The organism is Ideonella azotifigens, assembly GCF_021043325.1.
GTDB lineage: Bacteria > Pseudomonadota > Gammaproteobacteria > Burkholderiales > Burkholderiaceae_C > Ideonella > Ideonella azotifigens.
Genome location: NZ_JAJNKD010000006.1, coordinates 19,611 through 43,628, shown reverse-complemented (window position 1 = coordinate 43,628; position 24,018 = coordinate 19,611). Strand labels below are relative to the sequence as shown.

23 protein-coding genes are annotated in these 24,018 nt (G+C 67.6%); 9 read left to right on the top strand and 14 right to left on the bottom strand.

The genetic code is table 11. From position 1 onward, the window contains the following. Window positions 1-6 precede the first annotated feature (6 nt). On the bottom strand, window positions 7-1,101 hold the full coding sequence (locus LRH25_RS14540; RefSeq protein WP_231011458.1) for a DegT/DnrJ/EryC1/StrS family aminotransferase: 1,095 nt from the start codon (window positions 1,099-1,101) through the stop codon (window positions 7-9). Window positions 1,102-1,176: 75 nt separating this feature from the next. On the opposite strand from LRH25_RS14540, the gene LRH25_RS14535 reads away from it, so the two are divergent. The 3 genes from LRH25_RS14535 (at window position 1,177) to LRH25_RS14525 (ending at window position 4,419) form a co-directional block, all read left to right on the top strand. Then, window positions 1,177-2,550, top strand: a complete 1,374-nt coding sequence (locus LRH25_RS14535; protein ID WP_170200815.1) for an ATP-binding protein — start codon at window positions 1,177-1,179, stop codon at window positions 2,548-2,550. Beyond that, the gene (locus LRH25_RS14530; RefSeq protein ID WP_141287030.1) at window positions 2,551-3,261 is read left to right on the top strand and encodes a response regulator; all 711 of its coding nucleotides are present in this window, start codon (window positions 2,551-2,553) and stop codon (window positions 3,259-3,261) included. 69 nt (window positions 3,262-3,330) lie between these two features. After that, window positions 3,331-4,419 (top strand): S41 family peptidase, encoded by a 1,089-nt coding sequence (locus LRH25_RS14525; RefSeq protein ID WP_141287028.1) that lies wholly within the window; start codon window positions 3,331-3,333, stop codon window positions 4,417-4,419. Here the strand turns inward: LRH25_RS14525 and LRH25_RS14520 are convergent, their stop codons facing one another. The 4 genes from LRH25_RS14520 to LRH25_RS14505 all read right to left on the bottom strand — a co-directional run bounded on the left by LRH25_RS14520 (window position 4,420) and on the right by LRH25_RS14505 (window position 7,907). Further along, window positions 4,420-5,016 (bottom strand): acyltransferase, encoded by a 597-nt coding sequence (locus LRH25_RS14520; RefSeq protein ID WP_141287026.1) that lies wholly within the window; start codon window positions 5,014-5,016, stop codon window positions 4,420-4,422. Between the two features lie 52 nt (window positions 5,017-5,068). After that, window positions 5,069-5,500 (bottom strand): hypothetical protein, encoded by a 432-nt coding sequence (locus tag LRH25_RS14515; RefSeq protein ID WP_141287024.1) that lies wholly within the window; start codon window positions 5,498-5,500, stop codon window positions 5,069-5,071. Window positions 5,501-5,512: 12 nt separating this feature from the next. Continuing rightward, window positions 5,513-6,460, bottom strand: coding sequence for a Gfo/Idh/MocA family protein (locus LRH25_RS14510; RefSeq protein WP_141287022.1), 948 nt, complete (start codon window positions 6,458-6,460; stop codon window positions 5,513-5,515). 163 nt (window positions 6,461-6,623) lie between these two features. After that, on the bottom strand, window positions 6,624-7,907 hold the full coding sequence (locus LRH25_RS14505) for a nucleotide sugar dehydrogenase (protein WP_141287020.1): 1,284 nt from the start codon (window positions 7,905-7,907) through the stop codon (window positions 6,624-6,626). Between the two features lie 191 nt (window positions 7,908-8,098). On the opposite strand from LRH25_RS14505, the gene lysS reads away from it, so the two are divergent. Then, complete coding sequence (gene lysS, locus LRH25_RS14500; protein WP_141287018.1) at window positions 8,099-9,619, top strand: lysine--tRNA ligase; 1,521 nt, start codon at window positions 8,099-8,101, stop codon at window positions 9,617-9,619. Window positions 9,620-9,705: 86 nt separating this feature from the next. Next, window positions 9,706-10,362, top strand: coding sequence for a pyridoxamine 5'-phosphate oxidase family protein (locus tag LRH25_RS14495; RefSeq protein ID WP_141287016.1), 657 nt, complete (start codon window positions 9,706-9,708; stop codon window positions 10,360-10,362). A gap of 27 nt (window positions 10,363-10,389) precedes the next feature. Here LRH25_RS14495 and LRH25_RS14490 read toward each other — a convergent pair whose 3' ends face one another. The 7 genes from LRH25_RS14490 to LRH25_RS14460 all read right to left on the bottom strand — a co-directional run bounded on the left by LRH25_RS14490 (window position 10,390) and on the right by LRH25_RS14460 (window position 17,497). Then, a complete protein-coding gene (locus LRH25_RS14490; protein WP_141287014.1) occupies window positions 10,390-10,977 on the bottom strand; it encodes a protein phosphatase CheZ in 588 nt (195 codons plus the stop codon). Between the two features lie 116 nt (window positions 10,978-11,093). Further along, window positions 11,094-11,882 carry an enoyl-CoA hydratase gene (locus tag LRH25_RS14485; protein WP_141287012.1) on the bottom strand — a complete coding sequence of 263 codons (789 nt, stop codon included), beginning with the start codon at window positions 11,880-11,882 and terminating at the stop codon, window positions 11,094-11,096. A gap of 175 nt (window positions 11,883-12,057) precedes the next feature. Next, window positions 12,058-13,176, bottom strand: a complete 1,119-nt coding sequence (locus tag LRH25_RS14480; RefSeq protein ID WP_231011457.1) for a DUF3108 domain-containing protein — start codon at window positions 13,174-13,176, stop codon at window positions 12,058-12,060. Window positions 13,177-13,265: 89 nt separating this feature from the next. Further along, complete coding sequence (locus LRH25_RS14475) at window positions 13,266-14,993, bottom strand: M61 family metallopeptidase (protein ID WP_231011455.1); 1,728 nt, start codon at window positions 14,991-14,993, stop codon at window positions 13,266-13,268. A gap of 36 nt (window positions 14,994-15,029) precedes the next feature. Then, on the bottom strand, window positions 15,030-15,503 hold the full coding sequence (locus tag LRH25_RS14470) for a DUF3429 domain-containing protein (RefSeq protein ID WP_141290714.1): 474 nt from the start codon (window positions 15,501-15,503) through the stop codon (window positions 15,030-15,032). Between the two features lie 113 nt (window positions 15,504-15,616). Continuing rightward, window positions 15,617-16,363, bottom strand: a complete 747-nt coding sequence (locus LRH25_RS14465; RefSeq protein WP_141290716.1) for a DsbC family protein — start codon at window positions 16,361-16,363, stop codon at window positions 15,617-15,619. Between the two features lie 18 nt (window positions 16,364-16,381). Continuing rightward, window positions 16,382-17,497: an FAD-dependent monooxygenase gene (locus LRH25_RS14460; protein ID WP_231011454.1), complete on the bottom strand. Its 1,116-nt coding sequence runs from the start codon at window positions 17,495-17,497 to the stop codon at window positions 16,382-16,384. A 162-nt stretch (window positions 17,498-17,659) separates the two neighbouring features. Between LRH25_RS14460 and ychF the strand changes: the two genes are divergently transcribed. From ychF to LRH25_RS14445, 3 genes are all read left to right on the top strand, one after another. After that, window positions 17,660-18,751, top strand: a complete 1,092-nt coding sequence (gene ychF / locus LRH25_RS14455) for a redox-regulated ATPase YchF (RefSeq protein ID WP_141289297.1) — start codon at window positions 17,660-17,662, stop codon at window positions 18,749-18,751. 103 nt (window positions 18,752-18,854) lie between these two features. Then, the gene (locus LRH25_RS14450; protein ID WP_231011452.1) at window positions 18,855-19,775 is read left to right on the top strand and encodes a DUF2167 domain-containing protein; all 921 of its coding nucleotides are present in this window, start codon (window positions 18,855-18,857) and stop codon (window positions 19,773-19,775) included. A 19-nt stretch (window positions 19,776-19,794) separates the two neighbouring features. Further along, window positions 19,795-20,517 carry a site-2 protease family protein gene (locus LRH25_RS14445; protein ID WP_141289296.1) on the top strand — a complete coding sequence of 241 codons (723 nt, stop codon included), beginning with the start codon at window positions 19,795-19,797 and terminating at the stop codon, window positions 20,515-20,517. Between the two features lie 60 nt (window positions 20,518-20,577). Here the strand turns inward: LRH25_RS14445 and LRH25_RS14440 are convergent, their stop codons facing one another. Then, window positions 20,578-21,702, bottom strand: a complete 1,125-nt coding sequence (locus LRH25_RS14440; protein WP_141289295.1) for a hypothetical protein — start codon at window positions 21,700-21,702, stop codon at window positions 20,578-20,580. Between the two features lie 314 nt (window positions 21,703-22,016). Here LRH25_RS14440 and tssA point away from each other — a divergent pair, with 314 nt between their 5' ends. Continuing rightward, window positions 22,017-23,105 carry a type VI secretion system protein TssA gene (gene tssA, locus LRH25_RS14435; RefSeq protein ID WP_231011448.1) on the top strand — a complete coding sequence of 363 codons (1,089 nt, stop codon included), beginning with the start codon at window positions 22,017-22,019 and terminating at the stop codon, window positions 23,103-23,105. Between the two features lie 20 nt (window positions 23,106-23,125). Here tssA and LRH25_RS14430 read toward each other — a convergent pair whose 3' ends face one another. Beyond that, window positions 23,126-24,013, bottom strand: coding sequence for an OmpA family protein (locus LRH25_RS14430; protein ID WP_231011446.1), 888 nt, complete (start codon window positions 24,011-24,013; stop codon window positions 23,126-23,128). Between the last annotated feature and the right edge of the window lie 5 nt (window positions 24,014-24,018).

The window sequence follows — 24,018 nt, the reverse complement described above, 5'->3', positions numbered from 1 at the left end:
GCCGAATCAGGCGCGCTGGCCCACAGCAGCCGCCAGCGCCGCGATCACGCGGTCCTGGTCGACCTCGGTCAGATCGGCGCTCATCGGCAGGCTCAGCACGCGCGCAGCCAGCTGTTCGCTGACCGGGCAGGCCGCGGCGAAGCGCTCGTAGGCCGGCTGGCGGTGCAGTGGGCGTGGGTAGTGCACGGCGGTTGGAATGCCGGCGGCTTTCAGCGAGGCCACGACCTCGTCGCGACTGTCCACCATCACGGTGAACTGGCCCCAGACGCAGGTTCGCCCGAAGCGCATCGCCAGCAGGTCCAGGTGCAGGCCCGCCAGCGCTTCACGGTAACGCTGGCCCAGCGCCGCGCGCCGCTGCAGCTCCCACTCGAAGCGCGGCAGCTTGGCCAGCAGCACGGCGCATTGCAGCGTGTCCATGCGGCCGCCCACGCCCAGGCGGGTGTGCGTGTAGCGGGCGCTCTGCCCGTGCACGCGGATCTCGCGCGCGGCCTGGGCCAGCGCGTCGTCGTTGGTGAACAGCGCGCCACCATCGCCATAGCAGCCCAGCGGCTTGCTGGGGAAGAAGCTGGTCGCACCCCAGGTGGACAGGCCGCAGGACTGGTGGCCGCCGAAGGTCGCGCCCAGGCTTTGCGCGGCGTCTTCGATCACCGAAAGGCCATGCTTGTTGGCGACGGCCTGGATCGCCGCCATGTCGGCCACCTGGCCGTAGAGGCTGACGGGCATCAGCGCGCGGGTGCGCAGCGTGATGGCCGCCTCGATGCGTGCTGCGTCGATCAGCCCGGTGTCCGGCTCCACATCCACGAACACCGGCACGCCGCCCAGCAACACGATGACCTCGGCCGTCGCGGCAAAGGTGAACGGCGTGGTGACGACCTCGTCGCCGGGCTTCAGATCCAGCGTCATCAGCGCGATCAGCAGCGCCTCGGTGCCACTGGCCACCGTGATGCAATGGCGCACCCCCGTGCGCGCCGCGAGTGCCGTTTCCAGCTCGGCCACCTCGGGGCCCATGATGTACTGGCCATGGTCCAGCACACGCTGCATGCGGGCGTTGATCTCGGTTTTCAGCGCCGCATACTGGGCCTGCAGGTCGGTGAATTGCATGGGCGGATTGTCGGACAAGCCAAGGCCCGCGATGATGCGACCCTTTTCAACGCAGCTCGCGCACCGCCTCGCCCCGTGTCCACCCACCTGAAGCTCTCGATCGGGCAGCGCCTGTTCGCGTCCATCCTGGCCGCCTTCCTCGTGGTGGGCGCTGCAGGGGTGGGTCTGGTGCGCTGGAGCCTGTCGGGCGGGGCCCAAGCGTCGTCTGCGCCAGACCGGGCTGCATTGGACCTGCTGGCACGCACATTGGCCGAACGTTTCAGCCAGCACCGCGACTGGTCCTTCCTGCCAGCCGACGCGGCCCAGCGCCAGGCCTGGCTGCGCGACACGCTGGCCCCCGCCACGCTCGGTGAGCGCCTGGGCCTGCTGAATGCGCAGCGGCAACTGCTGGCCGGTGTGAAGGCGCATCGCGGCCTGATCGTCGTCGCGTCCATCGACACCATCGAGCGCCCCGTCATGGTCGATGGCGCCAAGGTCGGCTCGCTGCTGCTGGCCCGCGCCGAGAACCCGGCCGACAACCTGGCGGTCGCCTTCCTGGTCCAGCAGCAGCGCCCGCTGGCCGTGCTCGGGGGCATCAGCCTTTTGCTGGCAGCGCTTGCAGCTGCTGCGCTGGCGGCCAATTTCCGACGGCCGGTGCGGCAACTGGTCGACGGCGCACGACAGCTGGGCGCCGGACATTTCGATGCGCGGCTGGTCGACAGCCGCCAGGACGAGCTGGGCGAGCTCGCACGCAGCTTCAACCAACTCGCCGCGCAGCTGGCGGCGGCCGAGGACAGCCGCCGCCAGTGGGTGGCCAACACTTCGCACGAGCTGCGCACGCCGCTGGCCGTCTTGCGCAGCCAGCTGGAGGCACTGCAGGACGGCGTGCGCCACGCGACCCCCGAGCACCTGGCGCTGATGCACCGACAGGTGCTGGCACTGGCCCGGCTGGTCGACGAGTTGCATGATCTGGCCAGGGCAGACGTCGGTCGGCTGGCCAACGCACCTGTGCCGATGGATGCCTGGCCGCTGGCCGTCGAAGTCCTGCGAGCCTTTGCACCGCGGTTCTCGGAAGCTGGCCTGCAGTCACGCGCAGGCATGGCACCCGCAGCCAGCAGAGTCCGCTGCGATCCGGAGCGACTGCGCCAGGTGCTGGGCAATCTGCTGGAAAATTGCGTGCGCTACACCGAGCGCGGGGGCAGCATCGAGGTCCACGGCCAGGTGCAGGACCAGGCCTTGCAACTGGACATCGACGACAGCGCGCCCGACGTGCCGGCAGCCGAGCTGCCGCGGCTGGGCGAGCGTTTTTTCCGGGTCGAAGCCTCGCGTGACCGGCGCACCGGCGGCGCAGGACTGGGGCTGGCGCTGAGCCGGCAGATCATTGAAGCCAATGGCGGCCGGCTACTGTTCAGCTCGTCGCCCTTGGGCGGATTGCGGGCCCGCATTGTGTTGCCGCTGGAGAGTTGTTGAATGGCGAGCATCCTCGTCGCGGAAGACGAAGCGGACCTGGCGGCCATCGTGGCCGACTACATCACCGCCGCAGGCCACCAGGCCCAGGTGCTGACCGATGGCCGCGAGGCCTGGGCCCGCGTGCAGCAGCAGATGCCGGACCTGATCGTGCTGGACCTGATGCTGCCCGGCATGGACGGCCTGTCGCTGTGCAAGGCGGTGCGCGAACGCTCGGACGTGCCCATCATCATGGTCACCGCGCGTGTCGAGGAGATCGACCGGCTGCATGGGCTGGACGTGGGCGCCGACGACTACCTCTGCAAGCCCTTCAGTCCGCGCGAATTGGTGGCGCGCATCAAGGCCGTGCTGCGGCGCAGGCTGCCCGTGACGGCAGCGCCGGAGCCGGAGCCGGCCTGGATCGTCAGCGACGAGACCCGCAGCGTGACGATCCGCTCGCAGTCGCTGCAGCTCACACCCACCGAATACGCCTTGTTCGCGGCGATGGCGCGGCGGCCGGGCGCCATCTGGTCGCGTGCGCAGTTGCTGGACCTGATCCGCGGAGACGCGCTGGACGTGACCGACCGCGCCATCGACAGCCACGTGAAGAACCTGCGCCGAAAGATCGCCGTGCACTGGCCCGAGGCCGACGTGGTGCAGTCGGTCTACGGGCTGGGTTACCGGGTCGAACTGCCAGCGCCGCCTGCCGCACTGCCCGCGCCCTCATCTCCATAGTTTCTCCACACTCGGCCGCGAAGCTCCTGTTGTCGACCGCCATCACGCGGTCTCAACTGGAGCAGCGCAATGCAATCGAGGACCAAGAAGTTGACGGCCGCAGTCGCGGTATTGCTGGCCGCGGCCGGCGCCGGCCTGGCCTGGCAGCAGGGCATGGCCCAAACCGGACCGCCGCAAAAAGACATGCGACTGGACGCGACGATGCGGCAGGACGTCGTCACGCAGCTGAGCGCACAGATGCAGCGTCACTATGTGGACGAGGCCAAGGCGAAGCAGCTGGCGCAGGCGCTGCAGGCACGCCTGCAGCAAGGCGATTTCGACCGCATCACCAGCGCCCAAAAGCTGGCCGAAACCTTGACCGAGGCCATGCAGCAACAACTGCACGACAAGCACCTGGAGGTGCGCTACTTCGAGAAGGCCATTTCCGAAGACACGGGCCAGGACCAGACGCAGGAAGACCAGGCCAGGGACCTCGTCGAATGGCAGCGCTTCAACTTCGGCTTTGCCGGCTTGAGCCGGCTGCGCGGCAACATCGGCTACCTGGACCTGCGCCAGTTCGGCCGGCCGGAATTCGTCGCCGGCCGGATCGATGCCGCGATGACGCTGCTGGCCGACACGCAGGCGCTGATCATCGACTTGCGCCACAACGAAGGCGGCGACCCGGACAGCGTGATGCTGCTGGCCAGCTACCTGTTCGACCAGCCCACGCACCTGAACGACATCGTCTGGCCGCGGGACAACCACCGCACCGATGCGCGCTGGACCACCGCGCAGGTGCCCGGCAAGCGCTACGGCCAGTCGCGCCCGGTCTACCTGCTGACCAGCGAGGACACCTTCTCGGCCGGCGAGGATTTCGCGATGGCGCTGAAGGACACCGGCCGCGCGACGCTGGTCGGCGAAGTGACCGGTGGTGGCGCCCACCCTGGCGACCGGCGCCGGCTGACCGCGCACTTCATGATGAACGTGCCGGCCGGACTCAGCGTGAGCCCGGTCACGCACACCGACTGGGAAGGTGTGGGCGTGAAGCCGGACATTGAGGTCTCTGAAAAGAAGGCGCTGGACGTGGCCCAGGTCGAGATCCTGAAGCGGCTGATCGCCGCCGAGAAAGACGCAGACTGGCAGCAGCGGCTCAAGCGCCGGCTGGCCGAGTTGGACTGATCAGCCGCCTTCGACCAGCGCCAACGCACCGCCCACCAGCCGGTAGCGCTCGCCGCTGGCCGGGCATACGGCCTCGGCGCCATCCACCGCGCGCACTGGCAGCGCCAGCTTCTCGCCATGGCGGCTGATCCAGCCGGTCTGCTTGGCCGGCACGCCGGTCACCAGTGCAAACGCCGGTACGTCCTTGGTGACAACCGCACCAGCGCCGACAAAGGCGAATTCACCCACCGTCACGCCACAGACCAGCGTGCTGTTCGCGCCCAGCGAGGTGCCGCGCCTGACGAGGGTGCGCCGGTACTCGGCCTTGCGCGGCACCGCGGCGCGCGGGTTGAAGACGTTGGTGAAAACCACGCTGGGGCCGACGAACACATCGTCTTCCAGCGTCACCGCGTCATAGACCGACACGTTGTTCTGGACCTTCACGCCGTGGCCGATGCTCACGTCGTTGGCCACGAACACGTTCTGGCCCAGCGAGCAGTTCTCGCCAATGCGCGCACCAGCGCAGACGTGACTGAAGTGCCAGACCTTGGTGCCGGCACCGATGGTGGCGCCGTCGTCCACGATGGCGCTGGGGTGGTGCCAGGCAGCGTCACTCATGGTCGGAGATCGGTCACGACCAATGACTTGCCTGTCGATAGAAGAGGCCCATTCACTTCTTCTCCTCCCATTTCGCACCGAGCATGGCATCAAGCGTGGTGCTCACTGGCGTCTCAAACGCCCCGGCCTGTCCAGCGAGATATGCCTTCTTCCAGGTGTCGTAGCCTTCCTGAAAATCCGGCAAGGAGGAAAGCTTGCGAAGCTGCTTGACGACACTGCCTTGCAGCGCCAAATCCTTGAACGGCAAATGCGGGATATCGGTCACGACGTTTCCTTTGACAGGATTCGTCATGTGAATTCCGTCGACTCGAATGTGAACGACCCGGCCCAGATCGTTGTACTGCTCAACCTTCAGAACGGTGAGGGTTGAAGAGGCTTCGCCGGCTCGTGTCTTGTATGTCCAAACCTGACCTGCCTGCAGGTCCGCTGCATTTGAAAGAAGAGGGAACATGGCGGCAAGGAGCAATGTGATCAGGCAACGCATGAAGAATCCAACTCAATCCTTGTGCAGGAACGGATGCGCATCCGCGCCCAGCGCGGCCGGGCTCGCCGTGCGGATCGCCGCCACCGTCTCGATGCAATGCCGCGCATCGGCCAGCCCGTAGCCGCGGCCGGCGAGGATCTCGCGGTAGCTCACGGTGTGCAGGTCGGTGAAGCCTTCGGAGAATTCGAGCTGCTCGCCGGAGATGTCGATGTTGCGGAAGGTGGTCTTCTTGCCCTGGACTTCTAACGGCAGGTCGTTCGAGTCAATCGACAGGAACCAGCGCACCCGCGCCCGTTCGTACTCCAGGAAGCCAGCGGCGCGAGCGTCCTCGTTCAGGTGCACCGTGCTCTGCTGCAGGTTGCCGAAGATGAAGTGCAGCATGTCGAAGAAGTGCACGCCGATGTTGGTCGCCACGCCGAAGCTCCTGCGCGGGTCGCCCTTCCAGCTCTGCGCGTACCACTTGCCGCGCGAGGTGATGTAGGTGAGCTCGACGTCGAACTTGGTGTCCTTGGGGGCAGCGGCGACCTTGTCGCGCAGCTTCAGGATCGCGTCGTGGTGGCGCAGCTGCAGGATGTTGAAGACACGCTTGCCGGTCTCGGCCTCGACACGCTCCAGCTCATCCAGCAGCGCCACGGTAGGCACCAGCGGCTTTTCGCAGATCACGTCGGCACCCAGGCGCAGGCCGGCGGCGATGTGCGGATGGTGCAGGTGGTTGGGGCTGCAGACGGCCACAAAGTCCAGCGCCTCAGCCGGCGTGCGCTTGCGCTGGTTCGCATGTTCCAGGAAACACTCGAACTCGGTGAAGAACTCGGCCTGCGGGTGCAGGCTGTCGATGATGCCGACCGAGTCGTTGATGTCGTAGGCCACGGCCAGCGTCTGGTCCAGGTCCTTGATGGCCCGCATGTGGCGCGGCGCGATGTAGCCGGCGGCGCCGATCAGGGCGAAGTTTTTCTGGGTCATGGCAAGAGGTTGAGAGTTTCTCGGACGTGTCCGAGCGGTGCGCCAGAACGTGTCCGATCAAGGCGCAAAGCACAGCCATAGCTCGCGCTATGGCGAGCATTTGCAACGCCGAGCGGGCGCGTTATGGCGTGACGAGCGGGCATGGTCGAGAGACTGTCAACCTCTATAGGCGGAAGACGCTGACGCCGGCGGCGGCCAGTTCGTCGCGCGGGAACAGGGCTTTCACGTCGGCCAGCACTGGCTGATCGCCGCGCAGCATCGCGCGCAACTGCGGCACGGTCAGCGCGCGGTATTCGCGGTGCGCCACGGCGACAACCAGCGCGTCGAATGGCGCCTCGGTCGCCGGCTCGGCCAGCGCGAAGCCGCATTCGTGCTGCACCTCGGCGGCGTCGGCCCAGGAGTCCATCACGACCACCGTGGTGCCGTGGTCCCGCAGCTCGCGCACGAGGTCCACAACCTTGGAGTTGCGGATGTCCGGGCAGTTTTCCTTGAAGGTGATGCCCAGCACACCCACGCGGCAGCGCGGCACGTCCATGCCCTTTTGCAGCATCAGCTTGACGGTGTTGCGCGCGACGTAGCGGCCCATGTTGTCATTGATGCGGCGGCCCGCCAGGATGACTTGCGGGATGTAGCCGTGCTGCTCGGCCTTGTAGGTCAGGTAATACGGGTCCACGCCAATGCAGTGGCCGCCCACCAGGCCGGGCCGGAAGGGCAGGAAGTTCCACTTGCTGCCTGCCGCGGCCAGCACCTCGGCGGTGTCTATCCCCATGCGGGCGAACAGCACCGAAAGCTCGTTCATCAGTGCGATGTTCAGGTCGCGCTGGGTGTTCTCGATCACCTTGGCGGCCTCGGCCACCTTGATGCTGGGCGCGCGGTGCACGCCAGCGGTGACGACGGACGCGTAGACCTCGGCAACAACGTCCAGCGTGGCGGCGTCGCAGCCCGAAACCACCTTCTTGATGGTCTCGAAGCGGTGCTCGCGGTCGCCGGGGTTGATGCGCTCTGGGCTGTAGCCGCAGAAGAAGTCCACGCCGTGCTTCAGGCCGGAGACCTGCTCCAGCACCGGCACGCAGTCTTCCTCGGTGGCGCCAGGGTACACGGTGGACTCGTAGACGACGATGTCGCCCTTCTTCAGCGCCTGGCCGACGCTTTTCGAGGCCGAGATCAGCGGCGACAGGTCCGGCTTGTTGGCCTTGTCCACCGGGGTGGGCACGGCGACGATGAAGAAGTCCGTGGCGCGCAGGTCGGCGATGTCGGCTGTGTAGCGGATGTCCGCGGCGCGCAGGGCCTCGGGCGTAACTTCACCAGTGCGGTCATGGCCGGCCTTCAGCTCGGCCACGCGGCTGACCTGGATGTCGAAGCCGACCACGTGATGGCTGCGGCCGAAGGCCACGGCCACCGGCAGGCCCACATAGCCCAGACCGACCACGGCAAGTTTGCGATGCATGAGGAAAGTGGCCGAAGCGGCGCCCAGGCGTGTCAAAGCGAGTGATTTTAGGACCGGGCGCTGCGACGCCCCGGTGCCGGCCGCTTAAAATCGCGGGTTCTTCCGGTGGCGCCCCGGCTTGAAGCCCCGCCACCGATCCTGTTGTTCCCCCGCGAGACGCACCCTGCGCCCTCGCCTGCCTGCCCTGTGCCATGAGCCACGACACCCAGCCTCCCGTGCCGCCCGATGACAACCAGCTGATCGCCGAACGCCGCGAGAAACTGGCGGGGATGCGCACGCAGGCCAAGGCCGCCGGCACGGCCGTGTTCCCGAACGACTTCAAGCCCGAGCACCGTGCCGCCGCGCTGCACGAGGCCTACGACAGCCTGGCCAACGAGGCGCTGGAGCCGCAGGCGGTGAAGGTCAGCGTGGCGGGCCGCATGATGCTCAAGCGCGTGATGGGCAAGGCCTGTTTCGCCACGGTGCAGGACGCCACCGGCCGCATCCAGTTCTACATCACGCAGGACGCCGTCGGCCCCGAAGTGCTGGCCGCCTTCAAGCAGTGGGACCTGGGCGACATCCTGGCCTGCGAAGGCACGCTGTTCAAGACCAAGACCGGCGAGCTGTCGGTCAAGGCCACGTCCATCCGCATGCTGACCAAGAGCCTGCGGCCGCTGCCCAGCGACTTCTACGGCATGGCCGACCAGGAGCAGAAGTACCGCCAGCGCTATGTCGACCTGATCACCGACGAAAAGGCGCGCAACCGCTTCGCCGCGCGCAGCAAGGCCCTGAGCTCGATCCGCCAGTTCATGGTGGCCAACCAGTTCATGGAAGTCGAAACGCCGATGCTGCATCCGATCCCGGGTGGCGCGAACGCCCGGCCTTTCGTGACGCACCACAACGCGCTGGACCAGGAAATGTTCCTGCGCATTGCCCCCGAGCTGTACCTGAAGCGCCTGATCGTCGGCGGCTTCGAGCGGGTGTTCGAGATCAACCGCAGCTTCCGCAATGAAGGCATCTCGGTTCGGCACAACCCCGAATTCACGATGATGGAGTTCTACGCGGCCTTCTGGAACCACCACGACCTGATGGACTTCACCGAAGGCGTGCTGCGCCATGCGGCCGAGCAGGCCACCGGCTCGGCCCGCGTGACCTACGCCGGCAAGGAAGTGCACCTGGACCTGCCGTTTGCCCGCCTGTCAGTGCGGGACTCCTTGGTTGCCCACGCCGGGCTGACGGAAGCAGAAGCCGACTCGGCCGAGGCGGTGCATGCCAAGCTCAAGAGCCTGGGCGAAGAGCCGCCCAAGCATTGGGGCCTCAGCGCATTGCAGTTCGGCCTGTTCGAGGCCGCGGTCGAAGAAAAGCTCTGGCAGCCGACCTTCATCATCGACTATCCGGTCGAGGTGAGCCCGCTGGCGCGCGCCTCGGATGCCAACCCAGCCATCACCGAACGTTTCGAGTTGTTCATCACCGGCCGCGAATACGCCAATGGTTTCTCCGAACTGAACGACGCCGAGGACCAGGCCGCACGCTTCCAGTCGCAAGTGGCCAACAAGGACGCGGGCGACGAAGAAGCCATGTTCTATGACGCGGACTTCATCCGCGCGCTGGAATACGGCATGCCGCCGACGGGTGGCTGCGGCATCGGCATCGACCGCCTGATGATGCTGCTGACCGATTCGCCCAGCATCCGCGACGTGATCCTCTTCCCCGCGCTGCGCCGCGAAGGTTAAGAAAGCGCAAGAAGGGAACGCGCGGCGGCGTTTTCGAGTCTGCATTCAGTGCTTTTGCCTTTTGCAGTAGACCTGGGTAAGGACCGATGAACCACAACGCCGACATTGCCACCCCGCTGCTGGCGGAAGAGGCCGCATGGCAAGGCCCGGACGGCCTGGCCGCGCTGGAAGAGAGGCTGTGGCAGGAACTCAGCCTGGCGGCGGCGACCAAGGGCCATGGCTGGCGCATTGCCGCGCTGGCCACCGTCGGGCCGGACGGCCTGCCGGATGCGCGCAACGTGGTGCTGCGCGAGGTGGACCCCGCGATGCGCCGGCTGTGCTTCTTCACCGATGCTCGCGCACCCAAGGTGACTCACCTGCGTCACCAGCCGCAAGCGGTGCTGCTGATGTGGTGCCCGCGCCTGGCCTGGCAACTGCGGTTGACGTTGAATTGCGAGGTGCAGGAGGAAGGCCTGGCTGCCTCTTCGCGCTGGGCCCAGCTGAAGCTGACGCCTGCCGCACTGGACTACCTGTCACAGCGCGCCCCTGGTACCACGCTGGCGCCGCAGGACTTGCCCACCGCGATGGACCCGGCCGCTCTGGCGGCCAGCGCAGCGCTGCAGGCACCCGCGCTCAGCAACCGTGAATACTTTGCGATGGTGATGGGCGAGGTCCGCAAGCTGGACTGGTTGGGCCTGGCACCCGGCGGCCACCGGCGCGCCCAGTTCTCGGCAGGTGCCGAGCCTTGCTGGCTGCAACCGTGACGAAGAAGCCCTGACGGGGCGCCTCGTTCAGAAATCCATCGCCGCCAGCAGCGCGTCGACGTCGTCCTGCTGCATCGCGCGGTCCGGCGTTTGCACGCCTGCCAGCTCGGGCTGCACGATGTCTGCCTCGCTCCAGCCGCTGGGCAGTTCGTCTTCGACGATGTGGCGCAGTTCGGCCTCGGCACGCAGCAGGATGTCGGTGACCTTCTTGATGACCTGGCCGGACAAGTCCTGGAAATCCTGGGCCATCATGATGTCGGTCAGGCAGTCGTTCTGCTGACGGGCGAACTTGGTGGTGTTGTCGACGTAGTCGGCACACATGCGCATCAAGGCCCGCGCCTTTTCGATGGTCATCTCGGGTTGGTCGGCCTGGCGGCGCATCACCGCGGCCAGGTCTTCGCCCCGCTTGACCAGTTGCTCGCAGGCCGGCTTGGCGGCGTCGATGGAGGCCAGCACCTTGTTGGCGGCCTTCTCTGTCATCTTGCCGACATATTCCAGCCGCTCGCAAGCGTCAGGCATTTCGCGGCTGACCTGGCGAAGCTCGGCGGCGACCGGCAGGCGCGAGGCTTGGGGACACGGGGAAGGGATGGCGGCGTGGGCTGCGTCGACCTGCATGGCGATGTTCCAGATCTCAGTCTGATGATGAGTCCTTATCGGCCTCACCCCAGCAGGATTAAGCTGCCGAATTGCAGCATTTCCTGGCCCGCCTTCCCAACCCCCACCAGCGCACCTCAACGGTGCTTGAACGCGGGCTTGCGCTTGGCCAGGAAGGCGTCCATGCCCTCGCGCTGGTCCTCGGTGCCAAACAGCGAATGGAACACCCGGCGTTCGGCCTTCACGCCCGAGGACAGGCCGCTCTCGAAGGCTTCGTTGACCAGCTCCTTGGTCAGCGCGATGCTGGGCGCGCCCAGCGCGTTGATCAGCTCTGCCGTGGCAAAGGCCTCGTCCAGCAGGCCGGCAAGCGGCACGATGCGCGAAACCAGGCCGGCCCGCTCGGCTTCCTCGGCGCCCATCATGCGGCCGGTCAGCAGCATGTCCATGGCCTTGGCCTTGCCGACCGCGCGCGGCAGGCGCTGGGTGCCGCCAGCCCCCGGCACGATGCCCAGCTTGATCTCGGGCTGGCCGAATTTGGCGTTGTCGGCCGCAAGCACGATGTCGCACATCATCGCCACCTCGCAGCCACCGCCCAGCGCAAAGCCGGCCACCGCGGCAATCACCGGCTTCTTCACCTGGCGGATGGTTTCCCAGTTGCGCGAGATGTAACCGGCCTTCCAGGCGTCCATGTGGCCCAGCGTGGCCATCGCGGCAATGTCGGCACCGGCGGCAAATGCCTTTTCGCTGCCGGTGACGATGATGCAGCCAATGCCGTCATCGGCGTCGAAGGCCAGCAGCGCCGCGCCCAGTTCGTCCATGAGCCGGTCGTTCAGCGCATTCATCTGCTTGGGCCGGTTCAGCGTGATCAGCCCGGTCTTCAGCGCGCTCTCGCCGCGCACCTCGGTCATGATGCATTCGTAGTCCATCAGGGTCTCCTGGCTCTTACTCGAAAAACACAAGGCTAGCCGAAGCCAAAGGAATTGAGCGAGGCTTACGTGATCGCCATGCGTGCAGCGCGCCGCGGTCCAGCGCCGGGCCGCCCCAAGCGGACCGCGCAACCCGCTCGGCGGGTGGGCCTGCGTACCCGCAGGACAGGGTGCGTCATTTCGACTGCAGCGGCGAACCTTCGAGCACCATGTCGAGCACGATGTTCGGGTCCTGCTGCATCGTCACCTTGACCGGCAGGTACTGCAGGCTGGGCGCGATCCACATCGTGATCAGCAGCTCGTTGGCCTTGCGGTTCGCCAACTCGGGCTTGAGCATGTAGGCCTGCACCGGGCCCATCGGTAGTTGCAGGATCTCTGGTGGCTGCACGATGTAGCGCCAGACGCCCAGGCGCCGCGTCAGCGCCAGCGGCACCTCCAGCACCTGGCCGGGCTTGAGCAGCTCGGGGTGGGTCAGGAACCACCAGGAGGTCTGCACGAACTGGCTGGACGAGTCCTGCAAGCCAGGCACGACGGCCGCGGTCTTGCCGTTGGTGAACTCCACGCGACCGTTGCGGAACAGCACGGTTTCGCGCCGGGTGGACATCATCAGCGCCTCGGTTTCCTGGTCGAAGCGTTGTGGCACCAGGCCTTCGGGGCCTAGCAACCCGTCGCTGAGCAGGCGGCGCTCGACCAGCCCCGGCACCTTGGCAACCACCCGCACCTGGTAGTGCTCGGCCTGGCGCAGCCATTCGACCCGGGCGCTGCCGTAGATGGGCCGCACGCTGTAGTTGGACAGCGTCAGGTGATAGCTCAGCCGGGTCGACGGCGGCCAGTCGAAAGCCTCCGGCGCCGAGGCGGCGGAAGCGGCGCTGACCACCACGGGCGCGGACGCAGGCTCGCCGGCCGCGGAGGCCGCCTCGGCGACCACCGGTGGCGCTTCAGCCGCCGCCAGCTCCGGCTGCGACGCGCCGACGTCCGGCAGGTCCGGCGCCATGGCCGGATCGGCCCGCGCGGTTTCGGGCTCGGGGGCGGACGCGGCAGGCCGCGGCACGGCGGCGGCGGGCTTGGGCCGAGGGCGCGGTGCGGGCGGCGGCGCCACGGCCACCGGCGGCAGGCTGGGCGCTAGCGTCTTGACAAAGGCCACCTCGATGGCCGCAGGCGACCTGTCAGACGCACCTTCGCCCAGTCGGTCCCGCAACACCCCGTTGGCCAGCCACAAATGCAGCCCCAGCACGGCAGGCACCAGCACGCACAGCGCCGCTCGGCGCCGCCGCGAAGGCTTGGCGGACGTCACCTGGTGTTCACCTGTTCACTGGCCATCGGCAGGTGGCCGGCAGCCGATGAGGCCACCTTGCCCGCCTGCATCTTGCGCCGAGGCCGCGCTCAGCGGCCCAGCCAGGCCTGGCGCAGGGCCAGCGCTGCGGCCTCGGGCTTGTCGACCAGCGACAGCGTGAGCGGCGCGACCAGCGGCGTGGCCGCGGGTTTCAGCGTCAGCTCGCGCAGGCGCTGGCCACGCACCAACGTCAGCTGCATCGCAGCGCCCGGGGCGACCCACGAGCGCGCGTCGTCGAAGCGGCGAATGCGCCAGCCGTCGATGGCCAGCAGTTCGTCGCCCGCCGACAGGCCTGCCGCGGCGGCGGCGCTGCCGGCCAGCACGCCCTTGACCTGCACGCCGGTGATGGGCCCTTCGCTGAGCTTGAGCCCGAACGACGGCGCCCAGCCTGCGGCTTCACTGCCCTGGCCGACGCCAGCCGCGGCCAGGGCAGCCAACAGCGGCAGCTCGCCACGGCCATGCACCCAGCTGCGCAGTTCGTCGGCCAATGCGGCGCTGTCCAGCTCGGTGACCGCGGCGAACACGGCTTCTTCTGTGACGCCACTGGCCAGGTGCTGCGTCCACAGGTGGCGCATCAAGTCGTCCAGCGTGGTCTTGCCGTTGGCGCGCAAGCGCAGGTCCAGCAGCAAGGCGATCAGCGAGCCCTTGGTGTAGTAGCTGATGGTCGAGTTCGGCGTGTTCTCGTCGCTGCGGTAGTACTTGACCCAGGCATCGAAGCTGGACTGGGCCACGCTCTGCACCTGGCGGCCTGGCGACGCGCCCACACCGTTGACGGTGCGGGCCAGCAGCTTCAGGTAGCGCGGCGCGTCCAGGATGCCGGCACGCACCAGCATCAGGTCGTCGTAGTAGGAGGTGAAGCCCTCGAACAGCCACAGCAGCTGGGTGTAGTTTTCCTGCGTGTAGTCGTAGTGCAGGAACTCGCGCGGCTTCAGGCGCTTGACGTTCCAGGTGTGGAAATACTCGTGGCTGATCAGGCCCAGCAGCGTCAGGTAGCCGTCCGGCAGTCCTTCCATGCCGGCGCGCGGCAGGTCGCGGCGGTTGGCAATGAGGGCGGTGCTGGCGCGGTGCTCCAGGCCGCCATAGCCGTCCTCCACCGCGTTCAGCATGAACACGTAGTGCTTGAACGGCGGCTTCTTCTTGCCGTGCCAGAAGCTGATCTGGGTGGAGCAGATGCGCTTGGTGTCGGCCAGCAGGCGCTCGCCGTCGAAGCCCGGCCAGGCACCGGAGACGACAAACTCGTGCCGCGCGCCATTCGTCTCGAACTCGCCGCGCCAGAACGTGCCCAGCTCGAACGGGTGGTCGACCAGCTCGTCGTAGTCGGCGCTCAGGTAGCTGCGCTTGCCTTCGGCCACGGGCATGGCCGTTGCCACATCCCAGCCCTTGGGCAGCGTGCCGATCTGCACCTGGTGCGGCTGCGCTTCCTGGCCGTGCACGCGAAGGCACAGGCTGGTGGCGTTGAAGAAGCCGCGGCTGTCGTCCAGGTAGGCGGTGCGCACGGACGTGTCGAAGGCATAGGCCTCGTACTGCACGGTGAGCGTGCCGCGGCCCTTGCAGGCGGCGCGCCAGGTGGTCTTGTCCAGTTGCTCCAGCACCACCGGCTGCTTGCCCTGCGTGGCTTGCAGCTGGCTCAGGTGGCGGCCGAACTCGCGCACCATGTAGCTGCCCGGGATCCACACCGGCAGGCTCAGCGTGGTTTCGGCTTCGGGTGCCGGCACGCTGAGCGTGACGCGAAAACGGTGCGTGGCCGCGTCGGCCACGTCAATGCGGTAGGCAATCATCGTTCAGTGGGTGTCTGACGGAGGGTCCGCCGAAGCTCAGGCGCCAGCGGCACCGAGGAAGCAGCACAGCGCTGCGAGCATGCTCAGGCGAAAACGCAGCGTCAGCCAGTGGGCCATGCCGCCTGCGGGGTACAAGCGGCGGTCAACCAGGTAGCAGACCACCAGCGCCAGCCCCAACAAGGCCAGCCCGGCCGCAGCCGGCATCGCCATGCCGACACCGGCAACGATGGGCGGCACCACCGCCCAGCCGAAACTGCGCGGCCCCTGAGGATCGACACGCATTGCCAGGCCCCAGTGAATGCCGCCGAGGAAGGCCACGATGACCCCAGCGTAGCTGGCCAGGACCAGGGCCAGCCGGTCCCGGTCCTCGCCTTGCAGGTTCCAGATCACCAGCGCACCGAGGAAAAACGGCAGCAAGCCCAGGTAGGCAAGCCAGCGGGCCCGCGGCGGCGGCTCGGCCGCCTCAGGCAAGGTGGGGTGGGCAGGACCGGAGGCGGACAGGAGGCTCATGAACCGCCATTGTGACCGCATGTCAAGCTGCCGCAGCGGCTGCTGCGCAACACAGAAGCGGGAAAAAGACAGGCTTCCCACCGCTTCCTTTGGCCAGGTTTCCGGGCCGGTGCTCAGCCCTTGCTGCTGCTGACCTTCTGGGCGCCCAGTTGCTTCTCGATGGCCGCTGCCGGCATCGCGCCCGGCGAACGGGTGCCGTCTTCGAAGACGATGGCCGGCGTGCCGTTGACCTTGTATTTGCGCGCCAGCTCGGAATTGCGGCTGATGGCGGTGGAATCGCACTCGCCAATCGACTTCGGCGGCTGCGCGCCGTCGATCATCCAGTTGCGCCAGGTCTTCATCGAATCCTTGGCACACCAGATGTCACGCGACTTCGCAGGCGAGTCACCACCCAGGATGGGAATGACGTAGGTGTAGATCGTCACGTCCTTCAGCGTCAGCAAGTCCTTTTCCAGGCGCTTGCAGTAGCCGCAGTTCGGGTCGGCAAAGACGGCGATCTTGCGCGCGCCGGTGCCCTGCTTCACCACCAGCGCGTCCTTGACCGGCAGCTGGTCGAAGTCGATCGCGGTCAGCTTGTCGATGCGGGCCTTGGTCAGGTCGCTCTTGGTCTTGGTCTCGAACAGCGAGCCCTCGATGATGTAGTTGCCGGTGTCATCGCTGTAGACCACGTCGGTGCCCATGCGCACTTCCCACAGCCCGGGCATCGAGGTCTTGCTGACCTCGTCGATCTTGGGCAGGCCGGGCATGCGGTCGGCCAGGGTCTTGCGGATCGCGGCTTCATCGGCCAGCGTGGTGCCGGCGAAGGCCAGCGACAGCGCGCCCAGCAATGCGGCAGTGGCCGCGCGAGAGAAGGAAGTCATTTCAGGTCCTGGTGGGCTTCAGACATCCAGCGCGTGGCTGGCGAGCCAGCGCTTCACCGGCGCCAGCTGGTTGACGAGACTCAGGCCGCGGTTGCGAAGTTCCCGCAGCCCTGGGTGATCGGGCGTGAACAAATTCCACAAACCATCGGTGGCGCGCGCCATGGCCCATTGGGCCGGGCCACGGCGGCGGGCGTAGCGGCGCAGCAGCGCAGCGTCGCCCAGGCCGCGCCAGGATTCGCGCTCGGCCAGCACCTGCGCCAGCGCGGCCACGTCGGCCAGGCCCAGGTTCAGGCCCTGGCCGGCCAGCGGGTGCACCTGGTGAGCGGCATCGCCCAGCAGCGCCCATCCGGGGCCGGTGACGGCCTCCGCCTGGCCGATGGCCAGCGGCCAGCTCATGCGTTCGCTGGCCAGCTTCAGCGTGCCGGCGGCACCGGCCGTGGCCTGGTTCAGCTCGGCTTCGAATTCGGCCACCGGCGCGGCCAGCCACTGCTGGGCCTGCGCCTCGGGCAGCGACCAGACCAGGCCGTAGGCATGTTGCGGCTGCGGCCGGTCGAAAGGCAGCAGCGCCAGGATGTCCGGGCTGCGGAACCACTGCAGCGCAGTGCCGCCGTGCGGCCGGTCGCTTACCAGCCGGGCCGCGATTGCGCGGTGGCCGTAGGCATGGCGCTCGAAACCCACGCCACGCCGCTCCCGTTCGACCGAGGCCTTGCCTTCGGCGATCAGCGTCAGCGGCGCATTGCCGGGTTCGGGCTGCAGCGTGACCAGCGGCGCGAAGCTCGCGGCCGATTCCAGCACCGCTTCCAGCGCTGCCGCGTCAACGATCCAGGCCAGTGCCGGCACCGCCTGCTGCCAGGCGGAAAACTCGATGGCCGCGCCATGCGCGTCGCCATGCACCCGCATGTCCAGCACCGCGCTGCGGGCATCTTCCGGCAGCGCCTGCCAGGCCCGCAGGCCTTCCAGCAGCGTGACCGAAGCCGGGTTCAGCGCATAAGCCCGCACGTCCGGACGCCGCTCGCTGGCTTCTGCCGGCGGTTTGGCCTGCAGCGCCACGCGCAGGCCCTGGCGGGCCAAAGTCAGCGCCATGGCACGGCTGACAATGCCGGAACCCAGGATGCGCACGTCGAAAGCGGTCATGTCGTCATTGTAGGGACGCCCTAAAATCCATTTCTTGACAGTGCCGCGACGGTTTTCTTTCAGCGACGAACGGAAATTCCGCAGCCTGCCCAGGCCCCAAAAGGGCTGTTTCGCCATCTGGCCGCCAGCAGGCCTGTTCCCCTCCCTCTCCGAAAGTCCCCCATGAGCCTGAAGTGCGGCATCGTCGGCCTGCCCAATGTTGGCAAGTCCACCCTTTTCAATGCCCTGACCAAGGCCGGCATCGCTGCCGAGAACTACCCCTTCTGCACCATCGAGCCCAATGTGGGCGTGGTGGAGCTGCCGGACCCACGGCTGCAGGCGCTGGCCGAGATCGTCAAGCCCGAGCGCATCCTGCCGGCCATCGTCGAGTTCGTCGACATTGCGGGCCTGGTGGCCGGCGCCAGCAAGGGCGAAGGCCTGGGCAACCAGTTCCTCAGCCACATCCGCGAGACGGACGCCATCGTCAACGTGGTGCGCTGCTTCGAAGACGAGAACGTGATCCACGTCAACGGCAAGGTCGATCCGATCTCCGACATCGAGGTCATCCAGACCGAGCTGTGCCTGGCCGATCTGGGCACGGTCGAGAAGAGCCTGCACCGCTACAACAAGAACGCCCGCTCGGGCGACAAGGAAGCCGCGGCACTGGTCAAGATCCTGGAGAAGTGCCAGGCCGCGCTGGACCAGGCCCAGCCGGTGCGCGCCATTCCTTTCAGCAAGGAAGAGTGGGTGCTGGTCAAGCCGCTGTGCCTGATCACCGCCAAGCCGGCGATGTTCGTCGGCAACGTGGATGAATCCGGCTTCGAGAACAACCCCTTCCTGGACCGCCTGAAGGAATACGCCGCCAAGCAGAACGCCCCGGTCGTCGCGATCTGCGCCAAGACCGAGGCGGAGCTGTCGGAAATGGAAGACGAGGACCGCGCGCTGTTCCTGGCCGAGATGGGCCAGGACGAACCGGGCCTGAACCGGCTGATCCGCGCGGCGTTCAAGCTGCTGGGCCTGCAGACCTATTTCACCGCCGGCGTGAAGGAAGTGCGCGCCTGGACCATCCACATCGGCGACACCGCGCCGCAGGCGGCAGGCGTGATCCACACCGACTTCGAACGCGGCTTCATCCGCGCCCAGACCATCGCCTATGACGACTACGTCAAGTTCAAGGGCGAACAAGGCTCGAAGGACGCCGGCAAGATGCGGGCCGAAGGCAAGGAATACGTCGTCAAGGACGGCGACGTGCTGAACTTCCTGTTCAACGTCTGAGATAGATCCAAGGACCGGCGGCTCGAACCGCCGGCCGCCCGCAACGACCATCGCCCACGATGGCAGCGGGCAGCAAAGCCAGTTTTTCAAGAGGGAGGAACCCATGTACACCACCACCACCACGCCGTGGCAGCGCCTGCTGCCTGCCCTGCTGCTGTCGGCAGCGGCTTTTACGGCCCATGCTCAGGACAAGCCTGCCGAATCTGCCCGCGCGACCGAGGCCGCCCAGGCCTGGAGCGAAGCCCGCGGCGTCGCCAAGGCCGGCCCGCAGGACATCGCGCTGGCCGGCCAGGCCACGCTGCACCTGCCTGCCGGCGAGGTCTTCATTCCGCAGCCGCAAGCCGCCAGGGTCATGCGGGCCATGGGCAACCCGGGCGAATACTCGGACCTGCAAGGCCTGGTCTTCCCCAAGGGCGAAGGCGACTGGTTTGCCACGCTGCGCTACGAGGCCTCGGGCTACGTGAAGGACGGCGACGCCAAGGAGTGGAAGGCCGATGAGCTGCTGCAGTCCTACCGCGAAGGCACCGAAGCCAGCAACCAGGAGCGTGTGAAGCTGGGCGTGCCGGCGATGGAGATCACCGGCTGGGCCGAGCCGCCGAAGTACGACGAGGGCACGCACCGCCTGGTCTGGGCCATGGCCTCGCGCAGCAAGGATGCGCCGGCGGGCGACGAACCCGGCGTCAACTACAACACCTATGCGCTGGGCCGCGAGGGCTACATCAGCCTGAACCTGGTGACCGCGCTGAAGTCCCTGCCAACCGACAAGGTCGAAGCGCAACGCCTGCTGGGCGCGCTGGACTTCAACGAAGGCAAGCGCTACACAGACTTCAACAGCAGCACCGACAAGGTGGCCGAATACGGCCTGGCGGCGCTGGTGCTGGGCGTAGGCGCGAAGAAGCTGGGGCTGCTGGCGCTGGCATTTGCATTCGTGGCCAAGTTCGCCAAGCTGTTCTTCATCGGCGCGCTGGCCTTTGGTGGCGGCATCATGAAGTTCTTCCGCCGCAACAAGGGCCCTGCAGCCTGAAGCCACGGCGGAGCCGACCATGATCAAGCTGCTGTTCCTGCTGTTCTCAGGCCTGAAGTTCGGCAAGCTGCTGGCCACCGGCGGCACGATGCTGCTGTCCTTGGTGCTTTATGCCTGGGTCTACGGCTGGCGCTATGCCGCCGGCTTTGTGGTGCTGCTGTTCGTGCACGAGATGGGCCATTTCTGGGCCGCGCGGCACAAGGGCTTGAACGTCGGCCTGCCGACCTTCATTCCCTTCGTCGGCGCCTGGGTCGAACTGAAGGACCAGCCGCACAACGCCGAGACCGAGGCCTTTGTCGGCCTGGCCGGGCCGCTGCTGGGCACGGTGGGCGCGCTGGTGGCGTATTTCTTCGCTCGCGACGGCCACGACACGCACTGGCTGCTGGCGGTGGCCTACAGCGGGTTCTTCCTGAACCTGTTCAACCTGATCCCGATCTCGCCGTTCGACGGCGGCCGCATCACCGCGGTGCTGTCGCCGCGCATCTGGCTGCTGGGCGTGCCGGTGCTGGTCGCGCTGTTCCTGTGGCGGCCGAGCCCGCTGCTCATCCTGATGGCCTTGCTCGCAGCGCCGCAGGCATGGAAGGCTTGGAAGTACGACCCGAACAGCGCCGAGGCCAATGGCTACTACGCCGTGTCCACCGCGGTGAAGCTGGAATACGGCTTTTGCTACCTGGCACTGGCGGGTTTCCTGGCCGTCATGGCGCACGATGTGCACGAGATGCTCGCGCACGTCGCGGGCTGAAAGACTGGGGAAGGCGGCCGGCCTCCGTCGAAACCGGCGGCTTCCCCCACCCTCACAGGCTCACTCGGAGGCCGTTTTCTTCAGCCGCACGATCACGCCGCGGATGGTGTACGGCGAGGTCTTCTTCTTTTCCCACAGCGCGAAGGCTTTGCCGTCGGCCGAGACCAGCGGCACGTGCATGATGTCGTAGGCGCTGTTGCTGTAGCCCCGCGCTGCCAGGTAGTCCTTGGCGGTCTGCATGCCGGCTTTCTGGGTCCAGATGAAACCGCTGGACACGGGGCTGAAGTACAGCCGGCACATGCCGGTGACGATCTTGCCGTCATCGGTCAACGCGGCGGCGCTGGCCATGCCGCCCATCGTGGTGCCAGGGCACACGCCCAGGATCTCGCTCTTCCAGGTCTGCTTCTTCTCGCTCCAGTGCCACAGCGCGGCCGAGTTGAAGAAGGTGTTGGTGTCCAGGCTCTGGCCGGCCACCATCGTGCCGGCGGCGTTGACCGCTTCGGCGGTGCCTGGCAGGTCGTCCGCGGCGCCCATCACGGTCTTGCTGCCATGCGACCAGATCAGCGTGCGCCAGGTGCCACTGGTCGGGCTTTCCTCCCAGCCCACCAGCACGGTGCCGTCCTGGTTGATGGCGTTGATGCGCGACGAGCCGCCGTCGGTGGGCAGGCCCACCATGCCGCTGGCGTCGGTGTAGAAACCGTGCGCCTTGCCGCTGGTCAGCCAGTACAGGCCGCCGATGGTCTTGCCGTCCCCGGAGATGGACCAGACCGAGCTGTCGGTGGCGTCCATCACCGCACCGTCGGCCGGCAGCGGCTGGATCGTGGACCAGCCCTTTTTGCGGGTCCAGCGGCCGGCGGTGCCGTAGGTGCCGTCGTCCGACAGGATCATCGACGCGACGACCTTGCCGTCGCCCGAGATCACCGGATGGCCGCCAGACACGCCCAGCACGTCCAGCACGCTGCGTCCCAGGCGCTCGGTGGTGCCGGTCTTGTGCGACCACAGGAAGGTCTCGTAGTTGTCCAGCATGCGGCCAGTGGCGAACTTGGTGTCGGCCGACAGGCCTTCCAGGTAGCAGTTGCTGCACACCTCTTGCGCCACCGCCTCCTGCGCCTGCACAGCCAGGGGCGCCAGGGTGGCGAAGAAAGCAACCAGGCCTGCACCCAGCATGAACTTGCGTGTATTCATCTCTCACACCTTCCAAAGACAAGACAAGCCGGCACCACGCCAGCTCCAACCGTGTTCTGCCGCCCGGTGAACCACCGGATGCAGCGCCGAATCAATGTAGCGAAGTGACCAAATTTCTACAAGAGTTCTCTCAGAGAATTCCCTGCAAGCGGCATTTCCTTTCTAGGGGGATCACCCGTGGCTGTGCGCACAGAGCGCCTTCGCACCTTGTCTGCCCGCAGGGGAAACCAGGCGCGAATGCGACCGGCTGCAAGACCTCCTTCGCCGGCCCCGATGCGAGAATTGCCAGCTGTTTTGCAGGGGAGCACAACCAGATGGAGCTTGAGTCGTTGCTGGCGCCGGTGTCGCCGGCCCAACCGGGTGGCGTGGACATGTCGCTGTCCGCCGAGGTGGACGCCATCCAGGACATGCGGCGCGAGGACGACCCGACGCTGGACCAGGGCGAGTGGGTCGCGACGCTGAAGGTGGCCGACTGGCCCGGCGTGGCCCGTGCCAGCGAGGCGCTGCTGCGCGAGCGCAGCAAGGACTTGCGCGTGGCTGGCTGGCTGACCGAGGCGTTGGCCCGCGTGCACGGTTTCCAGGGCCTGGCCGATGGGCTGGCGCTGTGCGCCGGCCTGCTGGACCGGCACTGGGCGCACCTGCATCCGCTGCCTGATGACGGCGACCAGGAAGAACGCATCGGCAACCTGGGCTGGCTCAGCGGCCAGGTGCAGGCACTGTCGCGCCAGATCGTGCTGGTGCCGCGAGGCGCCAAGGGCTACAGCCTGGCCGAGATCGAATCCGCGAGGGCTCGTCGCCTGGCCGGAGAGTCGGACAGCGCAGCATCCCCCTCCTCAGGCGCCGGCAAGGCTGGCGAGCCTCCGTTGACACTGGAACTGGTGCAACGCACGCTGAGCGGTGCCGGGTTGCGGGCGTACGAAGCCCAGGTGGCACAGGTGGAACGCGCGCGCAGCGCCTGGCAGGCGCTGGAGCGCGCCGTGGACGCCCGCCTGGGCCAGGACGGGCCATCGTTTGTGGGCCCCAGGCGGGCGCTGGAAGCGGCGCACGATGCGCTGTCCAAGCTGGGTCGCGAAGCCGGGCTCGTGGGCGCGCCGCTGGCCGCGGCCGATGCCTCCGAGGCGGCGCAAGCCGAGCTGGCCGCCGCGGGGCCGGGCCCCGCCGGGGGGGCCGTGATGCCAGGCCGCATCCAGTCGCGCGCCCAGGCCCTGGAGCAGTTGCGCCTGGTGGCCGAATATTTCCGCGCCACCGAACCGCACAGCCCCGTCGCCTACCTGGCCGACAAGGCCGCGCGCTGGGGCACGATGCCGCTGCACGACTGGCTGCGCGCGGTCGTCAAGGATGGGGGCTCGCTGGCGCATGTCGAAGAGCTGCTGGGCATCGAGCGCCGCGACGACAACGGCTGAAGGCCGTTGGCGGCCCGGGGCTAGGCCAGCACGCGGAACTCGATGCGGCGGTTCCTGGCCCGGCCGGCCGGGCTGAGGTTGTCAGCCACCGGCCGATCGGGCCCGGCGCCGGAGGTGACGATGTCGGCCGCGGCAATGCCCTTGGCCACCAGGTAGTCCTTGACTGCCTTGGCGCGCGCTTCCGACAGGGCCACGTTGGCCTCGCGCAGGCCGATGTCGTCGGTATGACCGACGATCTCGAACCGGCGCCCTGCCATCTGCTTCATCAGCGGCAGCAGTTCTTCCAGCACCGCCACGCCAGCTGGCGTGATGTGCGCATTGCCCACCTCGAAGGCGATGGTGCGCCTGGCCAGCACGTCGTCCAGCGATTTCTGGCCCACCGCCGGCACGGTGAGCCCGTCGCGCACCGAATAGGTCGGGTTGTTCAGCTGGGTGGCCACCTGGCTCAACAGCTGCTGGCGCGCCGCCTCGCCGTCGACCTGGCCGCTGAGCTCGACCACGTTGCCGACGATGCGCAGCTGGCCACCGCTGACCTTCTTCAACTCCGGCGACAGCACCCGCTGCACATGGGCCGTCCAGTTCGGCGGCGCCACCAGCTTGTCCACGCCCAGCTGGTCGACGACCCGGTCGGCGCCATACAGCTCGCGCACGCTGGCCAGGATGGCCGCGCGGGTCGCCTCGTCCGGCACGACACCGGCCACCACCACCTTGCCATTGGCTGCGGACGTGGTGGCCACGCTGGGCGCCGACGCGGCGGGCAAGGCGGCGGCGCCGGCCTGCGCCGCCGCCTGCTCGCAAGCGCCGAGCAGCAGGGTCAGGGCCAGGCTGGTCGAAGCCAGGTGGCCGGTCAGCGCATGGGCCGGCGAAGGATGCGCGCCGCGGCGCGGCTTCAGGAGCGGACAGGACATCACCA

What these genes read in the sequence shown, in the direction of transcription:
- LRH25_RS14515 (WP_141287024.1), bottom strand. Translation starts at nt 5,500, where the DNA reads ATGCGTTGCCTGATCACATTGCTCCTTGCCGCCATGTTCCCTCTTCTT.
- LRH25_RS14485 (WP_141287012.1), bottom strand. Translation starts at nt 11,882, where the DNA reads ATGGACTACGAATGCATCATGACCGAGGTGCGCGGCGAGAGCGCGCTG.
- LRH25_RS14520 (WP_141287026.1), bottom strand. Translation starts at nt 5,016, where the DNA reads ATGAGTGACGCTGCCTGGCACCACCCCAGCGCCATCGTGGACGACGGC.
- LRH25_RS14490 (WP_141287014.1), bottom strand. Translation starts at nt 10,977, where the DNA reads ATGCAGGTCGACGCAGCCCACGCCGCCATCCCTTCCCCGTGTCCCCAA.
- LRH25_RS14505 (WP_141287020.1), bottom strand. Translation starts at nt 7,907, where the DNA reads ATGCATCGCAAACTTGCCGTGGTCGGTCTGGGCTATGTGGGCCTGCCG.
- LRH25_RS14465 (WP_141290716.1), bottom strand. Translation starts at nt 16,363, where the DNA reads ATGACTTCCTTCTCTCGCGCGGCCACTGCCGCATTGCTGGGCGCGCTG.
- LRH25_RS14470 (WP_141290714.1), bottom strand. Translation starts at nt 15,503, where the DNA reads ATGAGCCTCCTGTCCGCCTCCGGTCCTGCCCACCCCACCTTGCCTGAG.
- LRH25_RS14495 (WP_141287016.1), top strand. Translation starts at nt 9,706, where the DNA reads ATGAACCACAACGCCGACATTGCCACCCCGCTGCTGGCGGAAGAGGCC.
- lysS (WP_141287018.1), top strand. Translation starts at nt 8,099, where the DNA reads ATGAGCCACGACACCCAGCCTCCCGTGCCGCCCGATGACAACCAGCTG.
- LRH25_RS14445 (WP_141289296.1), top strand. Translation starts at nt 19,795, where the DNA reads ATGATCAAGCTGCTGTTCCTGCTGTTCTCAGGCCTGAAGTTCGGCAAG.
- tssA (WP_231011448.1), top strand. Translation starts at nt 22,017, where the DNA reads ATGGAGCTTGAGTCGTTGCTGGCGCCGGTGTCGCCGGCCCAACCGGGT.
- LRH25_RS14430 (WP_231011446.1), bottom strand. Translation starts at nt 24,013, where the DNA reads ATGTCCTGTCCGCTCCTGAAGCCGCGCCGCGGCGCGCATCCTTCGCCG.
- LRH25_RS14540 (WP_231011458.1), bottom strand. Translation starts at nt 1,101, where the DNA reads ATGCAATTCACCGACCTGCAGGCCCAGTATGCGGCGCTGAAAACCGAG.
- LRH25_RS14460 (WP_231011454.1), bottom strand. Translation starts at nt 17,497, where the DNA reads ATGACCGCTTTCGACGTGCGCATCCTGGGTTCCGGCATTGTCAGCCGT.
- LRH25_RS14525 (WP_141287028.1), top strand. Translation starts at nt 3,331, where the DNA reads ATGCAATCGAGGACCAAGAAGTTGACGGCCGCAGTCGCGGTATTGCTG.
- LRH25_RS14450 (WP_231011452.1), top strand. Translation starts at nt 18,855, where the DNA reads ATGTACACCACCACCACCACGCCGTGGCAGCGCCTGCTGCCTGCCCTG.
- ychF (WP_141289297.1), top strand. Translation starts at nt 17,660, where the DNA reads ATGAGCCTGAAGTGCGGCATCGTCGGCCTGCCCAATGTTGGCAAGTCC.
- LRH25_RS14530 (WP_141287030.1), top strand. Translation starts at nt 2,551, where the DNA reads ATGGCGAGCATCCTCGTCGCGGAAGACGAAGCGGACCTGGCGGCCATC.
- LRH25_RS14440 (WP_141289295.1), bottom strand. Translation starts at nt 21,702, where the DNA reads ATGAATACACGCAAGTTCATGCTGGGTGCAGGCCTGGTTGCTTTCTTC.
- LRH25_RS14510 (WP_141287022.1), bottom strand. Translation starts at nt 6,460, where the DNA reads ATGACCCAGAAAAACTTCGCCCTGATCGGCGCCGCCGGCTACATCGCG.
- LRH25_RS14475 (WP_231011455.1), bottom strand. Translation starts at nt 14,993, where the DNA reads ATGATTGCCTACCGCATTGACGTGGCCGACGCGGCCACGCACCGTTTT.